A 20,517-nucleotide genomic window follows, 5' to 3' on the forward strand; every position below is an offset into this window, starting at 1 on the left:
ACGCGCGACAGCCCGCGCTGCAGCGGTGCTACACGGGTTTGTCGGGGCGACAGGACTCGAACCTGCGGTCTCCTGCTCCCAAAGCAGGCGCGCTAGCCACTACGCTACGCCCCGCAGTGACCGGTCGAGTGTAGTCGACCGGAACCAGTGCTCGCGCCACCGGGGCCCACGACATATCGTTTTGAGTCCAACCGGCCCGATGTGGAATCATGTGCGAGCACCCCGCGGGTGTAGCTCAATGGTAGAGCCTCAGTCTTCCAAACTGATTACGCGAGTTCGATTCTCGTCACCCGCTCCAGGCCAAGGGCGAGCCGTGTCCGCACACCGCGGATCGGCTCGCTCTCGTCATTTCCCGGCGCAAGTCGGGTCAGTAGCATCCGGGGCGTGGGCATTGAGTGGAGTGCTGAGGATCGTCGGTGGATGGCGCGGCTGCAGGCGCGGCTGGATGTGCTGATCGAGGAGCGCCTGGCGGAGTATCGGCGTACCAACGTCTACGTCTTCGACATGTTCATCGCCGAAGACGACGATTCGACGGACGGTCCGCCCAACCGGTGGGTTGCGCAGGACCACTACACCGGTGAGGTGATCCAGCGGCTGACAGCTGATGAGCTGGACGCCTTCTACGCCGAGCACGAGGACTGGATCGAGTACACCGGCCTGGTCGACGAACTGAACGACCAGGCAAAAGACGAGTTGTAGGACGTCCTCCCATCGAGTCGTGTCGATTGGCTCCTCTCCCGAAACTCGAGTCGTGGATCGAGGCTGCTTCGACCGCGGTTTCCACCACCAAATCTCACGACTCGGCGGCTGTTAGCGGAGGGTGCCGTTCAGGGCGCCCGCGTCGGTCTGGGCGGCGGCGTGCGGCGGGAGTGGTTCAGGGGAAGGCGGGTGGGCCGCCGCGGAGGGCTCGGCAGGTGGCTTCGGGGTCGTTGACGAAGTTGGGGACCTGGTTGTCGGCGTCGTAGTAGCGGTGGAAGACCGGGGTCTGGGAGCCGGACATCGGCGGGACGATCCAGCTCCAGTCGGCGGGGCAGCCGCGGCCGGCGCGCTCCTCCTTCTCCAGGTGGATGAGGAACCGGCGGGACTCGGTGTGATGGTCGGTGACTGTCACTCCGCTCGTGTTGAACGAGTGCAGGACCGCCCGGTTGATCTCGACCAGGGCCTGGTCCCGCCACAGGGTCGCCTCGTGCGAGGTGTCGAGCCCCATCCGCTCCGCGACCTCCGGGACCAGGTCGTAGCGGTCGCTGTCGCCCAGGTTGCGGGCGCCGATCTCGGTGCCCATGTACCAGCCGTTGAAGGGTGCGGCCGGGTAGGAGACACCGCCGATCACCAGCCGGTTGTTGCTGATCACCGGGACCGCGTGCCACCGCAACTCCAGGTCGGCGAACCATTTCAGGTCAGGGTGCTCGAGCGGAACCTCGTGCACCGCCTGCCCGGGCAGCTGGAACATCCGCGGCCCCTCCTCAACGGTCTCCACGACGAGCGGGAGTACGTCGAAGGCACCTTTCCGCTCAGGCGGTCGCCACCCGCGCTGGATCAGTTTGCTCGTGAAAGCGCGGTACCGGGGATCCCCCAGCGAGCGACCGTCCGGCTGCTCGTACCCGGCGTACCGAATCAATTGCTCGTTCCAGATCCTGGGAGCAGGCCGAGACGGCGTCTCGGGAGCGAAGATGCTGATCATCGGCCGGATCTTGCCGCCGTTGTGCGCCGTACTCAGATGCTCGAAGCAGTGCCTGGCGACGCTACTGGCATCGGACACCGTTCTCAGGTCGCGCACCTGCAGGCTGCGCCAATACAGCCGGCCGATGCATCGTTTGTTGTTGCGCCAGGCGACGCGGGCGCCGAAGACCAGCTCCTCGGCGGTGTGCCAGTAGGTGCCGGTCGTGTCGATCTCACGCAGCACCTCGGTCAGCCGGGGCTCCAGCGGCCCGGCGTGCGGGTCCTCGCCGTAGAAGAGCTCGAGGAACTCCTTCGCCGCGGCCCGCAGCGTCTCGACGTCGAGATCCGGCTCGGACCGGCTCACCGGCGGGTGTCCGGGCACTGGCGGCGGCGCGACTCTCACAGGTTGTCGAGACGCCGTACGGCGGGCGCGTCGGGCCGTGCCCCATCGCGCGCCGGCGACCTGGAGCAGCTGTCCCCCGGCGCTGACCGAGACGACGTGGCGGACGCAGATTCCGACGGCGAGTAGGAGACCGGCCAGGCTGAGCGCGATCGCTACCTCGGTCGGGACGCCGATGGGCGCCCTCCGGCCGAGTTCGAGCGCGCCGAGGGCGGCGCCTGCAACGGCCAGTCCGAGGACTGCGAGTGGCAGAGCCAGGGGCCGGCGGCTTCGTGCTGTCCGCCGGCTTGTCGGGGCTTCCGCGCGGTGATCCTCCGTCCGGGCGGGGTTCGGAAGAGTTCGCACGGGTCAGTCCGAGCCTGGAGACCTCGGACCGCTACCGTTCGCTCCCCCGTGCCCGTTCCCGTTCGCGTGCCCGTTCTGCAGGCGGACCTGCCAGTCGCTCAGGTCGTCGAACCAGGCATCCTTCTGGCGGGGCGCCTGCTCGCCGGCCTGCCCGCTGCTCCCGAGCCGCTCGACCTCGGTCGAGAACGAGTCCACGATCGACTGCATCCGTACCTGGGCGTTCTGGGCGTACGAACGGACCTGCTGCCCGGCCGAGTCCATGGCCTCCTCGACGATCCGGCGCTCGTGGGCGCGCGCCTGGCCGATGCGCTCGCGCGCGTCCCGGCTGACGTCCTGGACCATCTCCTCGGCCACCAGCTGCGCCTGGCTGAACAGCTGGACGATCTGTTCGTTCACGCGCTCGCCGACCTGCTCGTACTCGTCCAGCTCACCCTGCACCCGCTGCACTTCCGCCCGGGCTCGCCGCAGCTCCCCCTGGAGCCGCTCGTTCTCGGCGCGGCACTCACTGACCTCTCTCGCGGTCGCGTGCACCTGGTCGGCGAGCAGGTCGATGTACCCGTACACCTGGTCCGAATCGAGGCCCCGGAGTCTGCGCCGGAACGTTTCGCCCCGGATCGCATCGGGGGTCTGGTAGTGCGGAGAGCCGTGGCGGTGCTTTCCGTTAGTCACTGGTTGTCTCCTGACCTGGTGAGCGCTGGGTCCGCCCGGTGCTCGTCCACGGGCGTGTAGTAGAAGTGCTCGTACTTGATGTGCTCGGGGTCCATGCCGGCGCCGGCCAGTCGCTCCAGCGTGTGCGCGACCATCTGCGGGCCGCCGCACACCATCGCCGTCCGCCCGTACAGGTCCTGCCGGGCGGCGACCATGCCAACCTTTCCGCGCGTTCCGGGGTAGGACGCGTCATCCGACACAACTTCGGTGTAGTCGAACCAGGGCCGCTTCTGGGCCATTTCACGCAGCTGGGGCCGGTCGTAGAGGTGCCAGGGCATCCGGACTCCATGAAGCAGATGGACCCGTGGGGCGGTGCGTGACCGTGCCCACTCGTTGTCGATCTGTTCGAGGACCGCGAGCAGCGGGGCGAGACCGGTTCCGCCGGCGACCATCAGCACGTCCCGTACGTCGTCTGTGCGCCGGGTCAGCCGTTCGCCGACCGGGGCGCCCAGCTTCACCACGTCGCCGACCTTCAGCGACCGCACCACGGCCGGGCTCACCTGGCCGCCGTCGATCTGCTGCACGTGCAGGTCGATCGAGCCGTCCCGGCGCGGGGCGTTGGCCGGACTGAAGTACCGCCACAGCCGGGGCCGTTGCGGGATCTCCACGGAGACCGACTGGCCCGGGAGGAACGGGAACTCGCGCCGCGGCCGGATGGTCAGCAGCGTGAGGTCCATGGTCCGCCGCTCGACCGCGGTCACGTCGGCGTCCCACCAGTCAGGGGTGGACTCCGAGGAGGTCTCCGCCGCCTCGACCATCATCCGGGCGATCACCTGGTAGGCCGCGGTCCAGTGCCCGGCGAGCTCCTCGTCCCACTCCGGTCCGAGGAAGTGCTTCAGGGTCGCGCACAACGAGGCGCCGACCGCGTTGTAGTGGTCCGCGACGACGGCGTACTTGCGATGATCGCGGCCGAGGTGCTGCAGGAAGGCAGCATCGTTCTCGATCTGATCGGCATGGCTGACGATCCGGCCGAGGGCGCCGACGAACTTGTCCCGTTGGTTCGACATGGAGAGCGGAAACATCGGCCGCACCTCGGGATAGGACACGAACAAATGCGAGTAGAAGTACAGCGGTACCTGTTCTCCGTGCTCTGTCACCCGGTCCCAGCTGCGCTGGAGGGCGTTGGCATCCATCGGGATTCGCTATCCGGCTCGAGAAGGCAGCTCCTCGAGTGAAACGTACGGCCCGGAAGCGGGCATGAGGTACTGCCGGTCGTCGGCCGGAACGGCCGACGGACACTGCGTTGACAAGGGTTCCCTCCCAGTCCAGTCCCCGAGTCCTTTGGTCCTTCGTGGTGTCTCCCGCCCGCAACCTACCCGTGCCCAACGGCTTGAAACCGCGAATCGGACTGAGACGTCCCGAAATTCCTACGGAGCTCTGAGAAAGGCGATGGCGTCGACGCTGGCCGGGGCCGTGGAGGTGGAGACGATCTTGAGAGGCCCTGTGCGGAAAGGGGTTGTGGGGAGGTAGGTGACGACGCGGCTGGTGGTGGCTGCGGCCAGAGAGACCGTGCCGATCTTGATGTTCGCGTGGTAGATGTCCACGCGGCCTTGGCCCGGGCCGTGAATCGCTACCAGGGCAATGCGCAGGCCGGCCTCGGTGGCCTTGGTCAGGTAGGCGCCGTTCGCTTTGAGGATGGTCGTGGTGCCTTGGAAGGCCAGCGTGCTGGTCGAACGGGTGACGGTACCTGCAGACGTCAGAGCACGGTCGTCCTCGGGCGCTACCGAGCAGATCGGTGCGGTCCAGGCGGACAGGTTCCCCAGGTAGTCGCGGGCACGCACCATGAAGCACTCGTCCCAGCCAAGTCGCGGCGACCAGGTGATCCCCGTGATGCGCGTGTTCTGCCAGACAGCCGGGTAGATCCACTTGCCGAGCGCTGCACCCGGTGCAGCCACCTTGTAGACCACGTCGTACGACGCGATGTCGGTGTCGTCCTTGTAGGCCCAGCGCACTGTCGCGGATCCGCTCAGCTGCACGCGGTCGCCGATGCGCCACGTGACCAGCGAAGGCGCCGTACCGTCCACTTCACTGCAGTACGACGTACTCCAGGCACTCACGTTGCCGGCGTAGTCGCGCGCACGCACCTGCCAGCACGTGTCGGTGCCGATCGGTGCGGTCAGACTCGCCCCAGTCGTCTTGAGTCCCTGCCACGCGGGCACCTGGTTCCAGGCGCCGTACGGCGACGTGCGGTTGGGGCGTTGCTGGATTCGCAGGTCGTAGCTGTCCACACCGGTCGCGGGTGAGTTCGGGTCCTGCGGGTCGTCGTACGCCCACTCGAAGGACAGGCTGGTGTTGTCGCGGATGCGATCGCCCGCGGATGCGTTCGTGAGCACGGGCGCGACGGTGTCCGGGTGCTGCTGCGGGTCGGCGGTCAGCCAGGACAGGGTGATCACGCGGGGCTTGCTGGTCGCGTCGGCGTACACGATCTTGGCCAGACCCGAGCCGTCCGCGCGGAAGCTCGGGGTGGTGGTGCGGATCGGCCCGTAGCGGCGCTGCCCCAGTGCCGGGTCGTTGAGGTCGGTGACGAGCAGGTCGGAGCCGGACGTCTGCGCGGTGAATCCGTTGCCCAGCTGGGCGTCCGCGGCGACAGTCAGGTTCCGCGGCGGCTGCGGTCCGTTGACGTCTACGACCTGGTTGCAGCCGCTCAGCACCGCCCAGCGGCCGTTGACGTCGTCCGGGCCGACAGTGCACGCGCTGGCGACCAGCACGGTCTTCACGACACCAGTGGCCAGGTTCTTACCGTCCAGGTGCCCCGGCTCGGTGACCTTCCACAACGTGTCCCCGGACATGGCGAACGGCTGGGCGACGTCGGCGAGTTTGGCCTTGGTGGCGACGTCGTACACCTCAGCGGTCGCAGCAGCCGGTGCACGATGCGAGACGAGCTTGCCGCCCTTCCCGAGCACCACCTCGTCTGCAGCGGGGAACGTGAGGCCACCGACCTTCGCAGTACTCCCGTCGAACGTCAGTAGCGCAGTTCCCTCCACCTGGAGCGGCTTACCGTCGTTCGAACCACCAGAGGCTGTCCACGTGGTGCCGTTGTTGCTCGTCTCGTAGACAGGGTTCGAAACCACCACGCGGGCGCCCGACATACCGACGTCCACCGCCGTACGCCCAGGAACGAGCACGCCCTCCCCCAGGTGCTGCGGAGGATCGGCCGCCATCACCTGTGACGCCGTCAACGGCAGCAGCACGGCGGTACACATCACGGCCGCCTTGACACGAAAGCCCAGCACGAGCGAAGCGTAGTGGAGAAAACGGGGTGACACGCCGTGACCTCGAGAGGATCCTGAAAGGCTGGCCCCAGCGAATGCCAGCAACGAAAGGGACGGATGCAAGCGGGAATCACGGTATCGGCAGCCGAACTGCCCGAAGTGCTGCTGCATGTGGCAGTCGTGCGCCCGGTCTTCCTCTGGGGAGCACCGGGGATCGGGAAGAGCAGCTTGGTACGGGCGTTCGCGGAATCGCTCGGTCTGGAATGCGTCACGCTCCTTGGCACGCAGCTGGCGCCGGAGGATCTCATCGGCGTACCGCAGATCGTCGACGGCCGCAGCCGGTTCGCACCACCCGTGGCGATCGCCCGCGACGAGCCGTACTGCCTGTTCCTCGACGAACTGAACGCCTCCTCGGCCGAGGTGCAAAAAGCGTTCTACTCGCTGATCCTGGATCGCCGCATCGGTGAGTACGAGCTGCCCGCGGGGTCCGTGGTGATCGGCGCCGGCAACCGGGCCACCGACAACGCCCTGGCCCGGCCGATGGCGAGCGCCCTGGTGAACCGGCTCGTGCACATCCACCTGCGCGCGTCCGCGACCGACTGGCTGCAGTGGGCCGGTACGGCGGGCATCCACCCGTGGGTCCTCGACTACCTGCGCAACCGCCCCGACCACCTGTGGACCGCCCCGCCGAAGACCGAGGAGCCGTTCTCGACGCCGCGCAGCTGGCACATGCTGTCGGACGCCCTGCACTCGTACGGCGACGACGTGTCCGACGAGACGCTCCGGGTCCTTGCCTTCGGCACCTTGTCCGCGGCGCACGCGTCGGCGTTCCGCGCGTACGTGAAGACGGTCCGGCACGCGTTCGGGCTGGACGCCGTACTGAAGGGCGAGACCGGCTGGCCGTCCGCCCCGGAGGACCGGGACCTGCTGTACTTCCTGGCCGAGACGTTCCGTGCCCGCCTGATCAAGGAGCTGGCCGCGGACAAGGCGTCGGCGAGCCCTGCGGCTCGTCAGCTCGCGCACCGCGGCAAGGCGCTCCTGGTCGAGCTGGCGGAGATCTCGCTGGAGGTGGCGCAGGTGGTGATCGCGGCCGACGACGACGGCCGCCCGGTGCTGCCGACGTGGTTCCTGGTCGAAGTCAGCCGCGACCTGCCGCGGCTGGTGGCGGCCCGTGCCTAAGCGGAAGAAGTCACAGCGAGACCCGGCGTGGGAGGCGATCCAGTCCGGCTGGGGCATCGTCGCGCGGCACCCGCTGTTCGCGCCGATGGCGGACTGGGCGCAAAGCCCGCTCCGCGACGACAGCTGCCTAGCAGACGGCTGGGCGACGATCGACTCGAACGGTCAGATCCGCACGCACCGGACGCGCCGCGCCACACCAGAGGAGTGGGCGTGGGTCTTCGCACACCTGCTGATCCACCTTGGCCTCGGCCACGCCGAACGTGACCTGCCAGAACCTGACCAGGCCGCCGGCGCTGCGAACGACGTGGCGGTCAACCGCTTCCTCCAGTCGCTCAAACTCGGTACGCCGGTCGTTGAGCTGCCGCCAGACTTCCCCGCAATGGAGGAGGACGCGCTGGCGCGACTGTGGCGGCGCACCGACGTACCGGCCGAGTACGAGCGTCTGGGCGTGGCAGGTCATGCACCTGACGTCCAGACCGCCCGCTGGAACGGCTGGGGCAAGCCGCCGAACTGGGGCGAGCTGTTCGCCGCAGGTCTGTCGGCCGCGGCTGCGGCGGCTGTCGAGGTCGCTGGTGGCGCACGCTCGTCGCTGACCGCAAGCAGCGGCGGCCGGGACAAGTGGGACCTGGCTCTCGGCTGGTTCGTCTCGTCGTACCCGCTGCTCGGGGCGATCGCTGCGAGCATGAAGGTCGTCGCCGAGGCCGAGCTCGCCCGCGGTTGGGACATCCGGGTCGCGGCAGTCAACGCGCCCGCCGGCGAGATCTACGTGAACCCGCTGGCCAGCCTCACGCTGAGCGAGTGGCGGTTCGTCATGGCGCACGAGATGCTGCACGCCGCTCTGCGGCACGGCGAGCGCGTCGGCGGCCGTGACCCGTACCTGTGGAACGTCGCCGCCGACCTGGTGATCAACGGCTGGCTCCTGGAGATGGGAGTCGGCGCCCTGCCCGACGGTGCCCTCTACGACCCGGCGCTGAAGGGCATGTCCGCGGAGGAGGTCTACGACCGCATCACCACGGACCTGCGCCGCTACCGCAAGCTGGCGACGCTCCGCGGCGTCGGCCTGGGTGACGTCCTCGGCCACCCGCTCCCGCACTCCGGTGAGGCTGCTCGGGCTGCCGGTCTGGACGACATCTACCGACGCGCCCTGAGCACCGGTCTGGCGTACCACGATCCAGCGCGCGGCACGCTGCCCGCCGGACTGGTCGAGGAGATCCGCGCGCTGGACCACCCGCCTCTCGCCTGGGATGCACAGCTGGCCCGCTGGTTCGAGGAGCACGTCCCCGCGGTCGAGAAGACCCGCACGTACGCACGCGCCTCCCGACGCCAATCCGGTACGCCGGACATCCCGCGCCCTGGCTGGATCCGCCCAGTCGAGCTGGAACGACTCCCGACGTACGGCGTCGTCCTGGACACCTCGGGCTCGATGGACCGCGAGCTGCTGGGCAAGGCACTCGGCGCGATCGCGTCGTACTCACGTGCTCGCGACGTACCGGCCGCGCGGGTGGTGTACTGCGACGCCGCGGCGTACGACGCCGGCTACGTGCCGGTGGACGACATCGCCGGCCGCGTGAAGGTCCACGGCCGCGGCGGGACCGTTCTGCAGCCCGGTGTGGACCTGCTGGAGCGGGCGGACGACTTCCCCGTCCACGGTCCGATCCTGCTCATCACGGACGGCCAGTGCGACGTCGTCCGGTTACGGCGGGAGCACGCGTGGCTGATCCCCCGCGGCGCATCCCTCCCGTTCACCGCAAGAGGCCCTGTGTTTCGCGTGGAGTGAACAGCGTCTGCTCCGGGCGAACAGGCGTAGTCGAGTGGCTCTGCTGAGTGACAGGTTGACAGACATGGCATGGGTCGTGAGGGGCGAGTTCCGGAAGCTATGGATCGGGCAGCTTGTGTCCGCGTCGGGCAGTGCGGTCACCACTGTCGCGCTGCCGCTGGTGGCTGTGGTGACCCTGCAGGCGTCCGCCGTGGAGATGGGTGCGCTGTCTGCGTTGACGATCGCCCCGCATCTGGTGTTCGGGCTGCTGGCCGGCGTCTGGGTCGACAGGTGGCCGCTGCGTCGCGTCCTGATCTGGACCGACCTCGGGCGGCTCCTCCTGCTCGGCTCGGTGCCTGCCGTCGCGGCACTGGGATGGCTGTACATCGAGCAGCTGTACGCCGTCGCCGTGCTGACCGGAGTGCTGACTCTGCTGTCCGACACCGCGTCGCAGACGATGATCCCGGCGCTGGTGCCACGTGCGGATCTGATGCGGGCGAACAGCGCGGCACTGCTCAATCTCAACCTCGCCTCCACACTCGGACCGTCCGTAGCGGGCTTCCTCGTCCAGGTGTTCACGGCACCGTTCGCGATCCTCGTCGACGCCGCGTCGTACGTCGTCTCCACAGTGGTCTCGTTCCTCCTCCGCGAGCCGGCCCGGGCACCCGTGCGACCACGCTCCGAGGTGCGCCTGTCGGCAGGCCTGCGGGTGCTCTTCGGCGACCGAATGCTCAGGCCGCTGGTGCTCTCCGCGGGCATTGCGGCGATGGCCGGATCGATGCAGGCGCCGCTGACCGTGCTCTTCCTGATCCGCGAGCTGCACAAGTCACCGGCTTTCGTCGGTCTGTCCATGACCGCGTTCGGGGCTGCTGCGGTGGCCGGTACCCTCATCGCCCCGGCCTGGTGCCGGCGGGTCGGTCTTGGCCGCTCCTACCTGTCCGGTGTGGTCCTCGCGTCATTCAACGGCATCGCCCTCTTCACCGGTGTGACGCCACTGATCCTCCTCGGACAGGCACTCGCCGGTCTCGGTATGTCCCTGTTCGGCGTCCCGCAACGCACCCTGCGCCAGGCGCTCGCGCCGCCTCACCTGGTGGGTCAGGTAACCGCGTCCTGGCGCACCCTGGTCATCGGCGGCCAGACGGTCGGCGCTGCGGTCTCCGGTGTCCTCGCCAGCGCGATCCATGTCCGTCCCACCTTCCTGATCGCCACCGCCGGCATGCTCGCCGGCCTGCTGGTCGCCGCCTTCTCGCCGCTCCGCGGGCTGCAGGATCTGCCCGAAGAGGAAGTGGTCGGACGATCGATGGCGTAGCACTGATTGCGGATCGTGATAGGTGGAGAGGAGGTTCCCGCGTAGGCCCTGGATGGGCTATTGCGTTTCATCGGCAGGGAATGGAATTGGCGCGACAAGCGCTTACCTACTGAGCGATACTGGAAAGTGCGCCGTTTTCAGGTCGCAAAACCCTTTGATTCGAAGTAGATGGGAAGTGCGCCCGTCCAGATGCCCTCAGAGCACACTGTCCAAGCGCCGTCGATCGCAGCCCCTACCACCCGTGCCCCAGAACGCAGCCGCAACCTGTGGCGGCTCCGTCCTTACCTGAAGCCACACCGTTGGCGCCTCGCGGTGATGTTCTCCACCGCCATGCTGGGCGTCGGCGTCAGCCTCGCCGTTCCGCTGGTCACCCGAGCCATCATCGACGGTCCGGTCACCCGCCGCGAGCTGAGCATGCTGGTCCCGCTCGCACTGCTGGCCCTCGGGCTCAGCATCTCCGAGGTCATCCTGGTCTGGATGCGCCGCTGGGCGCAGTCCCGGACCGTCAGCGACCTCGAGGCCACGCTCCGGCACGACCTGTACGTCCGTCTGCAGTCCCTGCCGATGGAGTTCCACACTCGCTGGCAGAGCGGTCAGCTGCTCTCCCGCGTCACCACCGACCTGTCCACGATCCGCCGGTTCATGGGCTTCGGTCTGCTGTTCCTGGTGATGAACATCCTGCAGCTGGCCGTGGTCACGGTCCTGCTGCTCCAGCTGTACTGGCCGCTCGGCCTCGTGGTCCTGGTGGCCGCCGTGCCGATCGTCATGGTGTCGCTGAAGTTCGAGAAGAAGTACCTGCGGATCTCCCGCAAGGTCCAGGACCAGCAGGGTGACCTGGCCACCCGCATCGAGGAGTCGGCGCTCGGCTTCCGAGTGATCAAGGCGTTCGGCCGGCGGCCGCACGTCCAGGGTCAGTTCGACGAAGAGGCGACCACGCTGTACGACACCGAGGTCGAGAAGGTCCGGCTCGCATCCCGGTTCTGGAGCTTCCTCGGCGTCATCCCGAACCTGACCCTGGTGATCGTCCTGCTGCTCGGCGCGCTCGCCGTCGGCCGGGAGGCGATCACGCTCGGCACCCTGGTCGCGTTCATCACGCTGATGCTGTCACTGGTCTGGCCGGTCACCTCGCTCGGAGCGATCCTGGCGATGGCGCAGGAGTCGATGACCGCGGCGGACCGGATCAGCGAGATCCTGGACACCTACTCGGTGATCAAGTCCGGTTCGGAGGAGCTCCCGAACCCGCGGGGTCACCTGCGCTTCGAGCACGTCGGGTTCCGGTTCTCGGACGACTCCACCGAGGTGCTGCACGACATCAACCTGGACCTGACCCCTGGTACGACCCTCGCACTGGTCGGCGCCACCGGGTCCGGCAAGACCACTCTGACCGCACTGGTCCCCCGGCTGTACGACGTGACCGCCGGACGGATCACCATCGACGGGCACGACATCCGGGACCTGTCCCTGGTGTCGTTGCGGACGGCTGTCGCGTCCGCGTTCGACGACCCGACCCTGTTCTCCATGAGCGTCCGGGAGAACCTGACCCTCGGCCGTCCGGACGCCACCGAGGCAGACGTCCAGCAGGCGCTGGAGGTCGCTCAGGCGCAGTTCGCCAACGACCTCCCGTGGGGCCTGGAGACACGCGTCGGTGAGCAGGGCATGTCGCTGTCGGGTGGTCAGCGGCAGCGGCTCGCGCTGGCGCGTGCAGTGCTCGCCAAGCCCGCCGTACTGGTGCTGGACGACACCCTGTCCGCTCTCGACGTACACACCGAGGCGCTGGTCGAGGAAGCGCTGCAGAACGTGCTCTCCGAGACCACCGGCATCGTGGTCGCGCACCGCGCGTCGACGGTGATGCTGGCAGACCAGGTCGCTCTGCTGCAGAACGGCACGGTCACCCACGTAGGAACCCATCAGGAGCTGCTGGCAACGGTCCCGGCGTACCGGCACCTGCTCGCAGCGGAGGAAGAGGAGGTGCACGCATGACGACGACCCAGCAAACACCTCCTCAGGCCTCGGAACCGGAGAAGCCCCAGGACGAGCAGCAACCGGAGGAACAGAAGTGGCGGGGTCTGTTCGAGGAGGACCCCGACCGGGAGATCTCCCGCGCGACCAGCATCCGGCTGAAGGAGGACTCCCGGAAGCTGCTGGGTGAGCTGCTCCGGCCGTACAAGAAGCTGATCTGGCTGCTGGTCGCGATCGTGATCGTCGAGAACGCCGCCCGGCTCGCCGTCCCGTACCTGGTCCACCTGGGTATCGACAACGGCATCCCGCCGATCCTGGCGGGCAAGGGCTCCCAGGAGCTGGTCACGATCGTCATCACCGTCCTGGCGGCGGCGTTGATCCAGGCCTTTGCGCGGCAGCTGTTCCTGATGCGCTCGGGCCGGCTCGGTCAGACCATCCTGCTCGGGCTGCGCAGACGGGTGTTCGACCACTTCCAGCGGCTCAGCCCGGCGTTCCACGACAAGTTCACGTCGGGCCGGGTGATCTCCCGGCTGACGTCCGACGTCGGCGTCATCGACGAGATGCTGGCGAGCGGGTTCGACAGCCTGGTCACCGCGGTGCTGACGCTGGTCGGTACGTCGATCATCCTGCTCACGCTCGACGTGAAGCTCGGTCTGCTCGCCCTGCTGTCGTTCCCGGCGCTGCTGATCCTGACGGCCTGGTTCCGGAAGCGGTCCGCGGCGGTCTACCGGCAGACGCGAGAGGCCGTCGTCCTGGTCATCGTGCACTTCGTCGAGTCGATGACCGGGATCCGCGCGGTGCAGGCGTTCCGCCGGGAGCCGCGGAACGAGGAGATCTTCCACGGCGTCAACGACCGGTACCGGAAGGCGAACCTCGAGGCGTTCCGGCTGAACGCGGTCTTCATGCCGGCGATCAAGGGCGTCGGCAACATCACCATCGTCGCGATCCTGGCGTACGGCGGTTACCAGGCCTACCACGGGCACGTGACGGTCGGCGTCCTGACGGCGTTCCTGCTCTACCTGCGGCAGTTCTTCGAGCCGCTGCAGGACATCACGCAGTTCTACAACACGTTCCTCTCCGCGTCGGCGGCGCTGGAGAAGCTGTCCGGTGTGCTGGCCGAGACGCCGGACGTTCCGGAGCCGATCAAGCCGGCGAAGCCAGGCCCGGCGCGCGGTCACCTGGAGCTGCGGAACGTGCGCTTCGAGTACGTCGACGGCGTACCGGTGCTGCCCGGTCTGCAACTGGACGTGCCGGCCGGTCAGACCCTGGCCCTGGTCGGTACGACGGGCGCCGGCAAGACCACGATCGCCAAACTGGTGGCGCGGTTCTACGACCCGACGAGCGGGCACCTGCTGCTCGACGGCGTCGACCTCCGGGACCTGACCGAGGACGACCTGCGGGAGCGGGTCGTGATGGTGACGCAGGAGAACTTCCTGTTCACCGGCTCGGTCGCCGACAACATCCGGTTCGGCAAGCCGGACGCGACGATGGAGGAGGTCGTCGAGGCCGCGAAGGTGATCGGCGCGCACGACTTCATCACCGCGTTGCCGAACGGGTACGACACCGCGGTCGAGAAGCGCGGTTCCCGGCTCTCGGCGGGTCAGCGTCAGCTGGTCGCGTTCGCGCGCGCCTTCCTCGCGAACCCCGCCGTACTGATCCTGGACGAGGCGACGTCCAGCCTGGACATCCCCAGCGAACGCCTCATCCAGCGGGCGCTGAAGACGATCCTGGCCGACCGTACGGCAATCGTCATCGCGCACCGGTTGTCGACCGTCGAGACCGCCGACCGCGTCCTGGTCCTGGAGTACGGCCGGATCATCGAGGACGGCGCTCCCGACCAGCTCATCACCATGGACGACGGCCACTACGCCGGACTCCACCAGGCCTGGGAAGACTCACTGGCCTGACGGCTCTGGGCGCGTGGGGCCCTCCCCACGCGCCCGCCGTCGCCGTGAACTGTCGCAGGGCCTCCGTACCGTGAAGGGCATGTTGACGACGCTGGCGGTGGAGAACTACCGGTCGCTGCGGCGGGTCGTCATGCCGTTACGCGGTCTGAACGTCGTGACCGGGGCCAACGGATCGGGGAAGTCGAGCCTCTACCGGGCGCTTCGGTTGCTGGCTGATGCTTCGCGCAACGGTGCGGTGGCGGCGCTGGCGCGGGAAGGCGGACTGCAGTCGACGCTGTGGGCTGGGCCGGAGCACGTCCGGAAGGATCGGCCCACGCAAGGCACCCGACGGACCGGGCCGGTGACGTTGCGGATGGGGTTCGCGGGGGACGACTACGGCTATCTGATGGATCTCGGGTTGCCGATCCCGAACGGTTCGGAGTTCGATCTGGATCCGGAGATCAAGCGGGAAGCACTGTGGGCGGGGCCGTTCCTGCGGCCGGCGGCGTTGCTCGTCGAGCGCAACAACCACGAGGTGCGGATCCGTACGGCGAGTGGTGAATGGCAGCGCGGCGGGCATCAGCTCCAGACGTTCGACAGCATGTTGAGCGAGTTCGCGGACCCGGAGCGCGCGCCCGAACTGCTGCTGGTGCGGGAACGTCTGCGCGGCTGGCGGTTCTACGACCACTTCCGCACCGACGCGACAGCGCCCGCCCGCCGAGTCCAGGTCGGCACGCGCACCGCCGTACTCTCCGCGGACGGCGCGGACGTGGCTGCTGCTCTGCAGACGATTCGGGAGCTAGGTCCTCGAGGAGCATTGGACGAGGCGATCGAGCTCGCGTTCCCCGGCAGCCGCGTCGAGATCACCAACACCGCGGGCCGGTTCGAGATCGCCTTTCACCAGCACGGGCTGCTGCGTCCACTCTCCGGCGCCGAGCTGTCCGACGGCACGCTCAGATACCTGCTGTGGGTCGCCGCGCTGCTCACTCCGAGACCGCCCGAACTCCTCGTCCTCAACGAGCCCGAGACGAGCCTTCACCCCGATCTCCTGCCGGCGCTGGCCAACCTGGTGGTCACCGCGGCGAAGGAGACCCAGGTCATCGTCGTCACGCACTCCCGCCCGTTCATCGCGTCGATGGAGGCCCTCTCCCCCGACCTCCAGACGATCGAACTCGTCAAGGAGAAAGGCGCGACCACCATCACCGGCCAAGGCCCACTGGACGAGCCGCCGTGGAAGTGGCCGACCCGTTAGGGCTTGACGCTCTCGAAGCGGACGAGGATCACGGATCCGGCGGCGGACAGGAGGAAGCCGGCGATCGCGGCCGGCCACCATCCGGCGCGTACGGCGTCGTCGAGGACGAACACGCCCGCCGCGGCCGGGGTGATGGTCTGCAACGCGATCATCGGCGTGGTGGCCAGCGTGACCGAACCTCGCTGCAGGGCCAACGAATAGAGGATGAACGCGAGCGCCCCGCTGATCGGCAGCGTGTAGAGCGTGGGGCTCCGGACGAGTTCGCTCATCGACCCGTCCTGCAACAAGCGCGCCGAGATCGCAACTCCGGCGTACCCGAGACCGGCGAGCAAGCCGAGCAGCGCCGTCGAGACGCCGTGCTGCGAACGGCTGGCAAGAGCACCCAGTACGGCGATGACGACGAGCCCCACGATGATGCCGATCGTGAGCCCGTGATGCTGTGCACTCTCGCCGGCATCGCCCGCCGCCACTGCGAGGAGGCCGAGCCCCACGCAGACGCCGATCACCGCGGACCACTCGAGCGCACTCAACTTGTCCGACATCAGCCGGGTCGCGAGCAACGCGGTCACGACCAGACTGACCGCGATCCCCGCCTGCGCCAGGTACAAGGGAAGCAGCCGCAGCGCGACGAAGTGCAGTCCGAAGCCCGCGAGGTTCAGCGCCAGCGCACCGAGGAACGCGGGCTGCTTGAGCAGCGCGACCACGAACCCGCCGAGCCGCCGCGGATCCAGCTCCGACTCGGTCGGTACCTTCCGCGAACCGACGGCCTGCAGGATCGCCCCGACGCCGAACAGCACCGCGGCGCCGAGCGCCGCGCTGAGACCGAGAACCACTAGGAAACGGCCCTACGGCGCCAGGTGAGGTAGAGGCTGAGGCCGCCGTAGTAGACCAGGTAGGCCAGCGAGATCGCGACCACGATCGCGTTCGGGTTCGGCATCTGCGCGAGCAGTACGGCGTACGACGCGAGCCAGATCGCGGTCGTCAACAGGTTCAGCGAGCGGAACGCCTTCGTGCGCGACGGGTACACGTACTTCACCGGGATGAAGACGAGCACCGAGCAGACCACCAGGATGATGCCGGTGCTGACCGGGCTGAGGCCGAGCACGACGACGTAGAACGCGACCACGTTCCAGTAGCTCGGGAAGCCGAGGAAGAAGTGGTCCTCGGTCTTCGCGTCGACCCGGCAGAACTGGTAGCTGGAGGCAAGCAGCGGCAGTGCGCCGAGGACCGCGCCCCAGGTCCCGGACGGGAGGTAGCCGCCGGTCCACAGCAGCACGATCGGCGCGAACGCGTACGTCAGGTAGTCGACGATGTTGTCCAGCATCGCGCCGTCGAACCACGGGATGGTTTCCTTCACCCGCAGCCGGCGTGCGAGCATCCCGTCGGTGCCGTCGATCACCAGGGCCGCGAGCCCGAGCCAGAGCGCCCGGACAGCGTCGCCGTCGATGGCGGCGATCACGATCAGCAACGCGAGCACCGTTCCGCTCGCGGTATAGGCATGCAGTGCAAGTCCGGCCAGACGCAGCCGCGTCGACCCGACGAACGGTTCCTGCACCGCGTCGTGTGTGGTCAGGACAACTCCCAGAACTCAGGCGACGCAGCGCGTCGGGCCGGGTCGAGGTAGACCCAGCCGTCGCCAGCGTCTCACAAGCCTGGTCCCGTCCCAGTGACCGACCGTCATCTCCGCCAGATCTTTGCAAGGACTTAGTCAGTCACCGGGCACGGGGAACTACGCGATCGGGTCGAGCAGGAAGAGCGGGATCTTCCGGGTGGTCTTCGTCTGGTACTCGGCGTACGGCGGGTAGGCGGCGACGGCCCGCGGCCACCACTCGTCGTACTCCGCGCCCTCGATCTCGCGGGCCACGTACTCCTTGGTGGTCTCGCCGTCCTGCAGGGTGAGCTTCGGGTCGGCCTTCAAGTTGTAGTACCAGACGGGGTTCTTGGGCGCCCCGCCGAGCGAGGCGACCGCGGCGTACACACCGTCGTGCTCGACCCGCATCAGCGGGACCTTCCGGATCTTGCCGGACTTGGCGCCGCGCATGGTCAGCAGCACCACCTTCATACCCTTGATGTCGACCGCTTCGGTGGTCCCGGCCGCGGTGACCTTCTCGACCTGGTCCCGCACCCAGCCGGTGGGGCTCGGAGCGTAGTCGTCCGTGTTCGATGTCATGTCACCAATGATAATGGTGACACATCAACATCGATAGTCCCGGCGCGTCAGAGCGTCGGGGCGAGGTCGGTCAGGGTGCTGAGGGCGTTGTCCCAGGCCTGGGCGGACTGGTCCGCGTCCTGTTCGTCGTCCAGGCGGTCGAAGCCTGATTCGACGACCAGCAGGCGGGTGCCTTCGCCTTCCGGGGTGAGGGTGAACTCGACCAGGTTCGCATTGCCCGGCGCCGGCTCCACTCCGGGATCGACGGCGTACCGGTAGGCGAACCGCCGGCCCGGCTCGACCTTCTCCACGAACCCGAAGAACACCCCGTGCTCGTCCCACCGCATGACCAGCCGCCCACCCGGCCGCAGGTCGATCTCCGCGCCGCCGAACGCGTACCACCGGGCGAACACCTCGGGCTGCGTCACCGCGGCCCACACCGTCTCCGGCCGAGCCTCGACGTACACCTCACGCTCAACGCTGTCCATGCCGACCATCCTGCCTCTCAAACGGCGCAGGACCGCAGTTGCGTCGCGGTCGCGATCGTCGCCTCGATCCACCGGCGGCGCAGGAAGTGCGCCTTCAGCAGCCGGTGTACGCCGTCCAGCACGACCAGCCGGCCGCGGTACGCGACCAGGTTGATCGGGAAGTCGAGATCCGCGTCCATCACCCGCTGGTAGTGCGCGCGGAAGTTCATCGGCGTCTCCGCGACCTGATGCGGCGTGACCTTGAACCGCTCGCCCTCGAGCTGCCACAGCGGCAGGTCGAACATCCAGACCAGGTCCGCGATCTCGACCGGCTCGACCTTCAGCTCGAGCTCCCACAGCTTCGCGAGTTGCCAGCGGTACGGCGGGAACACCTCCCGCAACGTCTCCGGCATCATCGCGACCAGTTGCTCGAACGAGACCTCCGGCGCCGCCCGATCCGCGCGAGCGCCGAACGTGTCGCCAAGCCCATCGATCGTCACGACGGAGCAGGCTACGCCATCGGCAGGGCGACGACGACCACGTTGCTGAGGTAGACCTCGCCGTTCCAGTCCTCACACGTCACAAGCACGAGCCGCCCGCGAACACTCTGGTCGAACAACTGCGCAGCACGCTTCGCCAGCGTCGCCTTCCGGTACGTCGCCACAGTGGCAACCCGGTACGGCACCTGGCCACGAGCCGTCGACACCCGCACAACGGATCCGGGCACCAACTTGCCGAGGTTGTCGAACGCGCCGCCGCCGTTGTGCACCGTGTGGCCGGTGATGACGGCCGAACCGCGCTTGCTACCGGGCTGCGCTCCCCCGGACCACCATCCGACCTTCGACGCGTCGGACGGCGGAGTCAACGCGGCATGTACGGCGTCGATCGCGACAACCGGTGCGGTGACGCCCAACTGCGGGATGCTGATGCCCGTAGGCCTTCCGGCGCGCACTGTCGCCGTACGGCTGGCCGACGAGCTGGGATCTACGGCAGGTTTGCCCGAGCTTGCTGCCGGCGCCGGTGCCTGCTTCGGCACCTGCTTCGGTGCCGCCGAGGTGGCCGACGGCGACGCGCCGGCTTGTTCGTCACCGCCGAACTGCAGGTGCGCGCCGGCTCCGAGTACGCCGACACCCACGAGCGCGACCACCCCACTCCACCGAAGTGGAGCAGGGCGGCCGCGTCGACGGGCAGAACTCATGTCAGTCCGCTGCTAGGCGCTGTGCGTCCCGCGTCGGCGGAGCGCGACGATTCCGGCACCGGCGAGCATCGCACCGCCGGCCGCGAGCAGCAGACCGCCCGCGAGACCGAACGGGCTGTTGCTGTCGGCAACCGAGTTGGCGTTCGGTCCGCCGAAGCCGGCGTCGACCTCGGTCGGTACGCCGGCCGTCGGGGTGTCACTCGGTACGTCGGAGGCCGGCGTCGACTCGGTGGCCGTCGGAGGCGTGTCCGACGGGCTGGTCGACGTACCCGGCGAGCTCGGCGTCGAGGACGGCGACTCCGACGGGCTCACCGGCGGAGTGTCCGTCGTCGTGGGCGGAGTCGTCGGCGCGGTCGTCGGCGGAGTGTCCGTCGTGGTCGGCGGACTCGTCGGCGGCGTATGCGTGGTCGTCGGAGGCGTGGTCGGCGGCGTCGTGGGCGGAGTGTCCGTCGACGTCGGCTGCGTGGTCGGCGGACTCGTCGGCGGAGTGGTGGGAGGCGTTGTCTTGCAGCCCTCCACCCAGAACACCTTGTGCTTCTTGTCGGCGCCGATCGAGCCGGGCGCGTTCACGGTCAGCTTCACGTGATAGCCCTGCTGCGGGTGCGGTTCACCGGTGAACTTCAGGGTGTAGACCTCGCGCGCATCCAGGTCCGTGCCACCGCCGGCCGGGTCCTCGCCGATGAACGGGTTGAGGTTGCCGGACACAACTTGCAGTCCGGCGTCGGCCGTCGGTGCCTGGTCCTCGAAGGTCACCGTGGCCTTGTACGAGTCGTCCTTGTCGTAGTTGTAGAACTCGACGGTGAACGTGCAGCCCTGGTGCGGGTTGTTGTCCGGCGGGCCGCTCTGGATGTCGGCACCCTCGATTTTCACGGTGCCGTTGTTGCCCGGTGGGTTGTGACCGCCGGTCTGGTCTGCGTTGGCGGAGGGCGCGACGAGCAGTGCCGTTGCGCCGAGAAGCAGGGAAAGTGCTCCGGCGCCGGCGAAGATGCCGGCAGCCCGGGAGCGAACGCCCGTGTGGGTCATGTCCATCCTCGAACG

The 20,517-nt window shown here is 68.4% G+C and carries 18 protein-coding genes and 2 tRNA genes; 8 read left to right on the plus strand and 12 right to left on the minus strand.

Going from position 1 to position 20,517, the window contains the following annotated elements; translation table 11 throughout:
* Window positions 1–41 precede the first annotated feature (41 nt).
* Window positions 42–114 (minus strand) — tRNA-Pro (locus tag ACLJOO_RS19100).
* Between the two features lie 110 nt (window positions 115–224).
* Between ACLJOO_RS19100 and ACLJOO_RS19105 the strand changes: the two genes are divergently transcribed.
* A tRNA-Gly gene (locus ACLJOO_RS19105) sits at window positions 225–298 on the plus strand.
* 86 nt (window positions 299–384) lie between these two features.
* Window positions 385–699, plus strand: a complete 315-nt coding sequence (locus ACLJOO_RS19110; RefSeq protein ID WP_410788517.1) for a hypothetical protein — start codon at window positions 385–387, stop codon at window positions 697–699.
* 175 nt (window positions 700–874) lie between these two features.
* On the opposite strand, the gene ACLJOO_RS19115 is transcribed toward ACLJOO_RS19110, so the two are convergent.
* The 4 genes from ACLJOO_RS19115 to ACLJOO_RS19130 all read right to left on the minus strand — a co-directional run bounded on the left by ACLJOO_RS19115 (window position 875) and on the right by ACLJOO_RS19130 (window position 6,345).
* Window positions 875–2,404, minus strand: a complete 1,530-nt coding sequence (locus ACLJOO_RS19115) for a nitric oxide synthase oxygenase (protein ID WP_410788518.1) — start codon at window positions 2,402–2,404, stop codon at window positions 875–877.
* Window positions 2,405–2,407: 3 nt separating this feature from the next.
* Window positions 2,408–3,073, minus strand: a complete 666-nt coding sequence (locus tag ACLJOO_RS19120) for a DivIVA domain-containing protein (RefSeq protein WP_410788519.1) — start codon at window positions 3,071–3,073, stop codon at window positions 2,408–2,410.
* On the minus strand, window positions 3,070–4,245 hold the full coding sequence (locus ACLJOO_RS19125) for a globin domain-containing protein (RefSeq protein WP_410788520.1): 1,176 nt from the start codon (window positions 4,243–4,245) through the stop codon (window positions 3,070–3,072). Before ACLJOO_RS19125 ends, ACLJOO_RS19120 begins: the two co-directional genes overlap by 4 nt.
* A 234-nt stretch (window positions 4,246–4,479) precedes the next feature.
* Window positions 4,480–6,345: a hypothetical protein gene (locus ACLJOO_RS19130; RefSeq protein ID WP_410788521.1), complete on the minus strand. Its 1,866-nt coding sequence runs from the start codon at window positions 6,343–6,345 to the stop codon at window positions 4,480–4,482.
* A 96-nt stretch (window positions 6,346–6,441) separates the two neighbouring features.
* Here ACLJOO_RS19130 and ACLJOO_RS19135 point away from each other — a divergent pair, with 96 nt between their 5' ends.
* The 6 genes from ACLJOO_RS19135 to ACLJOO_RS19160 all read left to right on the plus strand — a co-directional run bounded on the left by ACLJOO_RS19135 (window position 6,442) and on the right by ACLJOO_RS19160 (window position 15,665).
* Window positions 6,442–7,503, plus strand: coding sequence for an AAA family ATPase (locus tag ACLJOO_RS19135; RefSeq protein ID WP_134128180.1), 1,062 nt, complete (start codon window positions 6,442–6,444; stop codon window positions 7,501–7,503).
* Window positions 7,496–9,280 (plus strand): DUF2201 family putative metallopeptidase, encoded by a 1,785-nt coding sequence (locus ACLJOO_RS19140; protein WP_410788522.1) that lies wholly within the window; start codon window positions 7,496–7,498, stop codon window positions 9,278–9,280. The genes ACLJOO_RS19135 and ACLJOO_RS19140 overlap by 8 nt, the downstream gene beginning before the upstream one ends.
* 64 nt (window positions 9,281–9,344) lie before the next feature.
* Entirely contained in the window at window positions 9,345–10,568 is a 1,224-nt protein-coding gene (locus ACLJOO_RS19145; RefSeq protein ID WP_410788523.1) for an MFS transporter, read from the plus strand.
* 315 nt (window positions 10,569–10,883) lie between these two features.
* The gene (locus ACLJOO_RS19150) at window positions 10,884–12,548 is read left to right on the plus strand and encodes an ABC transporter ATP-binding protein (RefSeq protein WP_410788524.1); all 1,665 of its coding nucleotides are present in this window, start codon (window positions 10,884–10,886) and stop codon (window positions 12,546–12,548) included.
* Window positions 12,545–14,434 carry an ABC transporter ATP-binding protein gene (locus ACLJOO_RS19155; RefSeq protein WP_410788525.1) on the plus strand — a complete coding sequence of 630 codons (1,890 nt, stop codon included), beginning with the start codon at window positions 12,545–12,547 and terminating at the stop codon, window positions 14,432–14,434. The genes ACLJOO_RS19150 and ACLJOO_RS19155 overlap by 4 nt, the downstream gene beginning before the upstream one ends.
* A 79-nt stretch (window positions 14,435–14,513) precedes the next feature.
* A complete protein-coding gene (locus tag ACLJOO_RS19160; protein WP_410788526.1) occupies window positions 14,514–15,665 on the plus strand; it encodes an AAA family ATPase in 1,152 nt (383 codons plus the stop codon).
* Here the strand turns inward: ACLJOO_RS19160 and ACLJOO_RS19165 are convergent.
* The 7 genes from ACLJOO_RS19165 to ACLJOO_RS19195 all read right to left on the minus strand — a co-directional run bounded on the left by ACLJOO_RS19165 (window position 15,662) and on the right by ACLJOO_RS19195 (window position 20,502).
* A complete protein-coding gene (locus tag ACLJOO_RS19165; protein ID WP_410788527.1) occupies window positions 15,662–16,498 on the minus strand; it encodes a hypothetical protein in 837 nt (278 codons plus the stop codon). The genes ACLJOO_RS19160 and ACLJOO_RS19165 overlap by 4 nt on opposite strands.
* Window positions 16,498–17,220: a CDP-alcohol phosphatidyltransferase family protein gene (locus ACLJOO_RS19170; RefSeq protein WP_410788528.1), complete on the minus strand. Its 723-nt coding sequence runs from the start codon at window positions 17,218–17,220 to the stop codon at window positions 16,498–16,500. Before ACLJOO_RS19170 ends, ACLJOO_RS19165 begins: the two co-directional genes overlap by 1 nt.
* A 174-nt stretch (window positions 17,221–17,394) precedes the next feature.
* Window positions 17,395–17,835 (minus strand): nitroreductase family deazaflavin-dependent oxidoreductase, encoded by a 441-nt coding sequence (locus ACLJOO_RS19175; protein WP_410788529.1) that lies wholly within the window; start codon window positions 17,833–17,835, stop codon window positions 17,395–17,397.
* A 47-nt stretch (window positions 17,836–17,882) separates the two neighbouring features.
* A complete protein-coding gene (locus ACLJOO_RS19180) occupies window positions 17,883–18,302 on the minus strand; it encodes an SRPBCC domain-containing protein (protein WP_410788530.1) in 420 nt (139 codons plus the stop codon).
* Between the two features lie 17 nt (window positions 18,303–18,319).
* Window positions 18,320–18,781 carry a hypothetical protein gene (locus ACLJOO_RS19185; RefSeq protein WP_410788531.1) on the minus strand — a complete coding sequence of 154 codons (462 nt, stop codon included), beginning with the start codon at window positions 18,779–18,781 and terminating at the stop codon, window positions 18,320–18,322.
* An 11-nt stretch (window positions 18,782–18,792) separates the two neighbouring features.
* Window positions 18,793–19,428, minus strand: coding sequence for a sortase domain-bontaining protein (locus ACLJOO_RS19190; protein WP_410788532.1), 636 nt, complete (start codon window positions 19,426–19,428; stop codon window positions 18,793–18,795).
* A 63-nt stretch (window positions 19,429–19,491) separates the two neighbouring features.
* Window positions 19,492–20,502 (minus strand): hypothetical protein, encoded by a 1,011-nt coding sequence (locus ACLJOO_RS19195; protein ID WP_410788533.1) that lies wholly within the window; start codon window positions 20,500–20,502, stop codon window positions 19,492–19,494.
* Between the last annotated feature and the right edge of the window lie 15 nt (window positions 20,503–20,517).

The organism is Kribbella sp. C-35, from assembly GCF_046549195.1.
Classification (GTDB): Bacteria; Actinomycetota; Actinomycetes; order Propionibacteriales; family Kribbellaceae; genus Kribbella.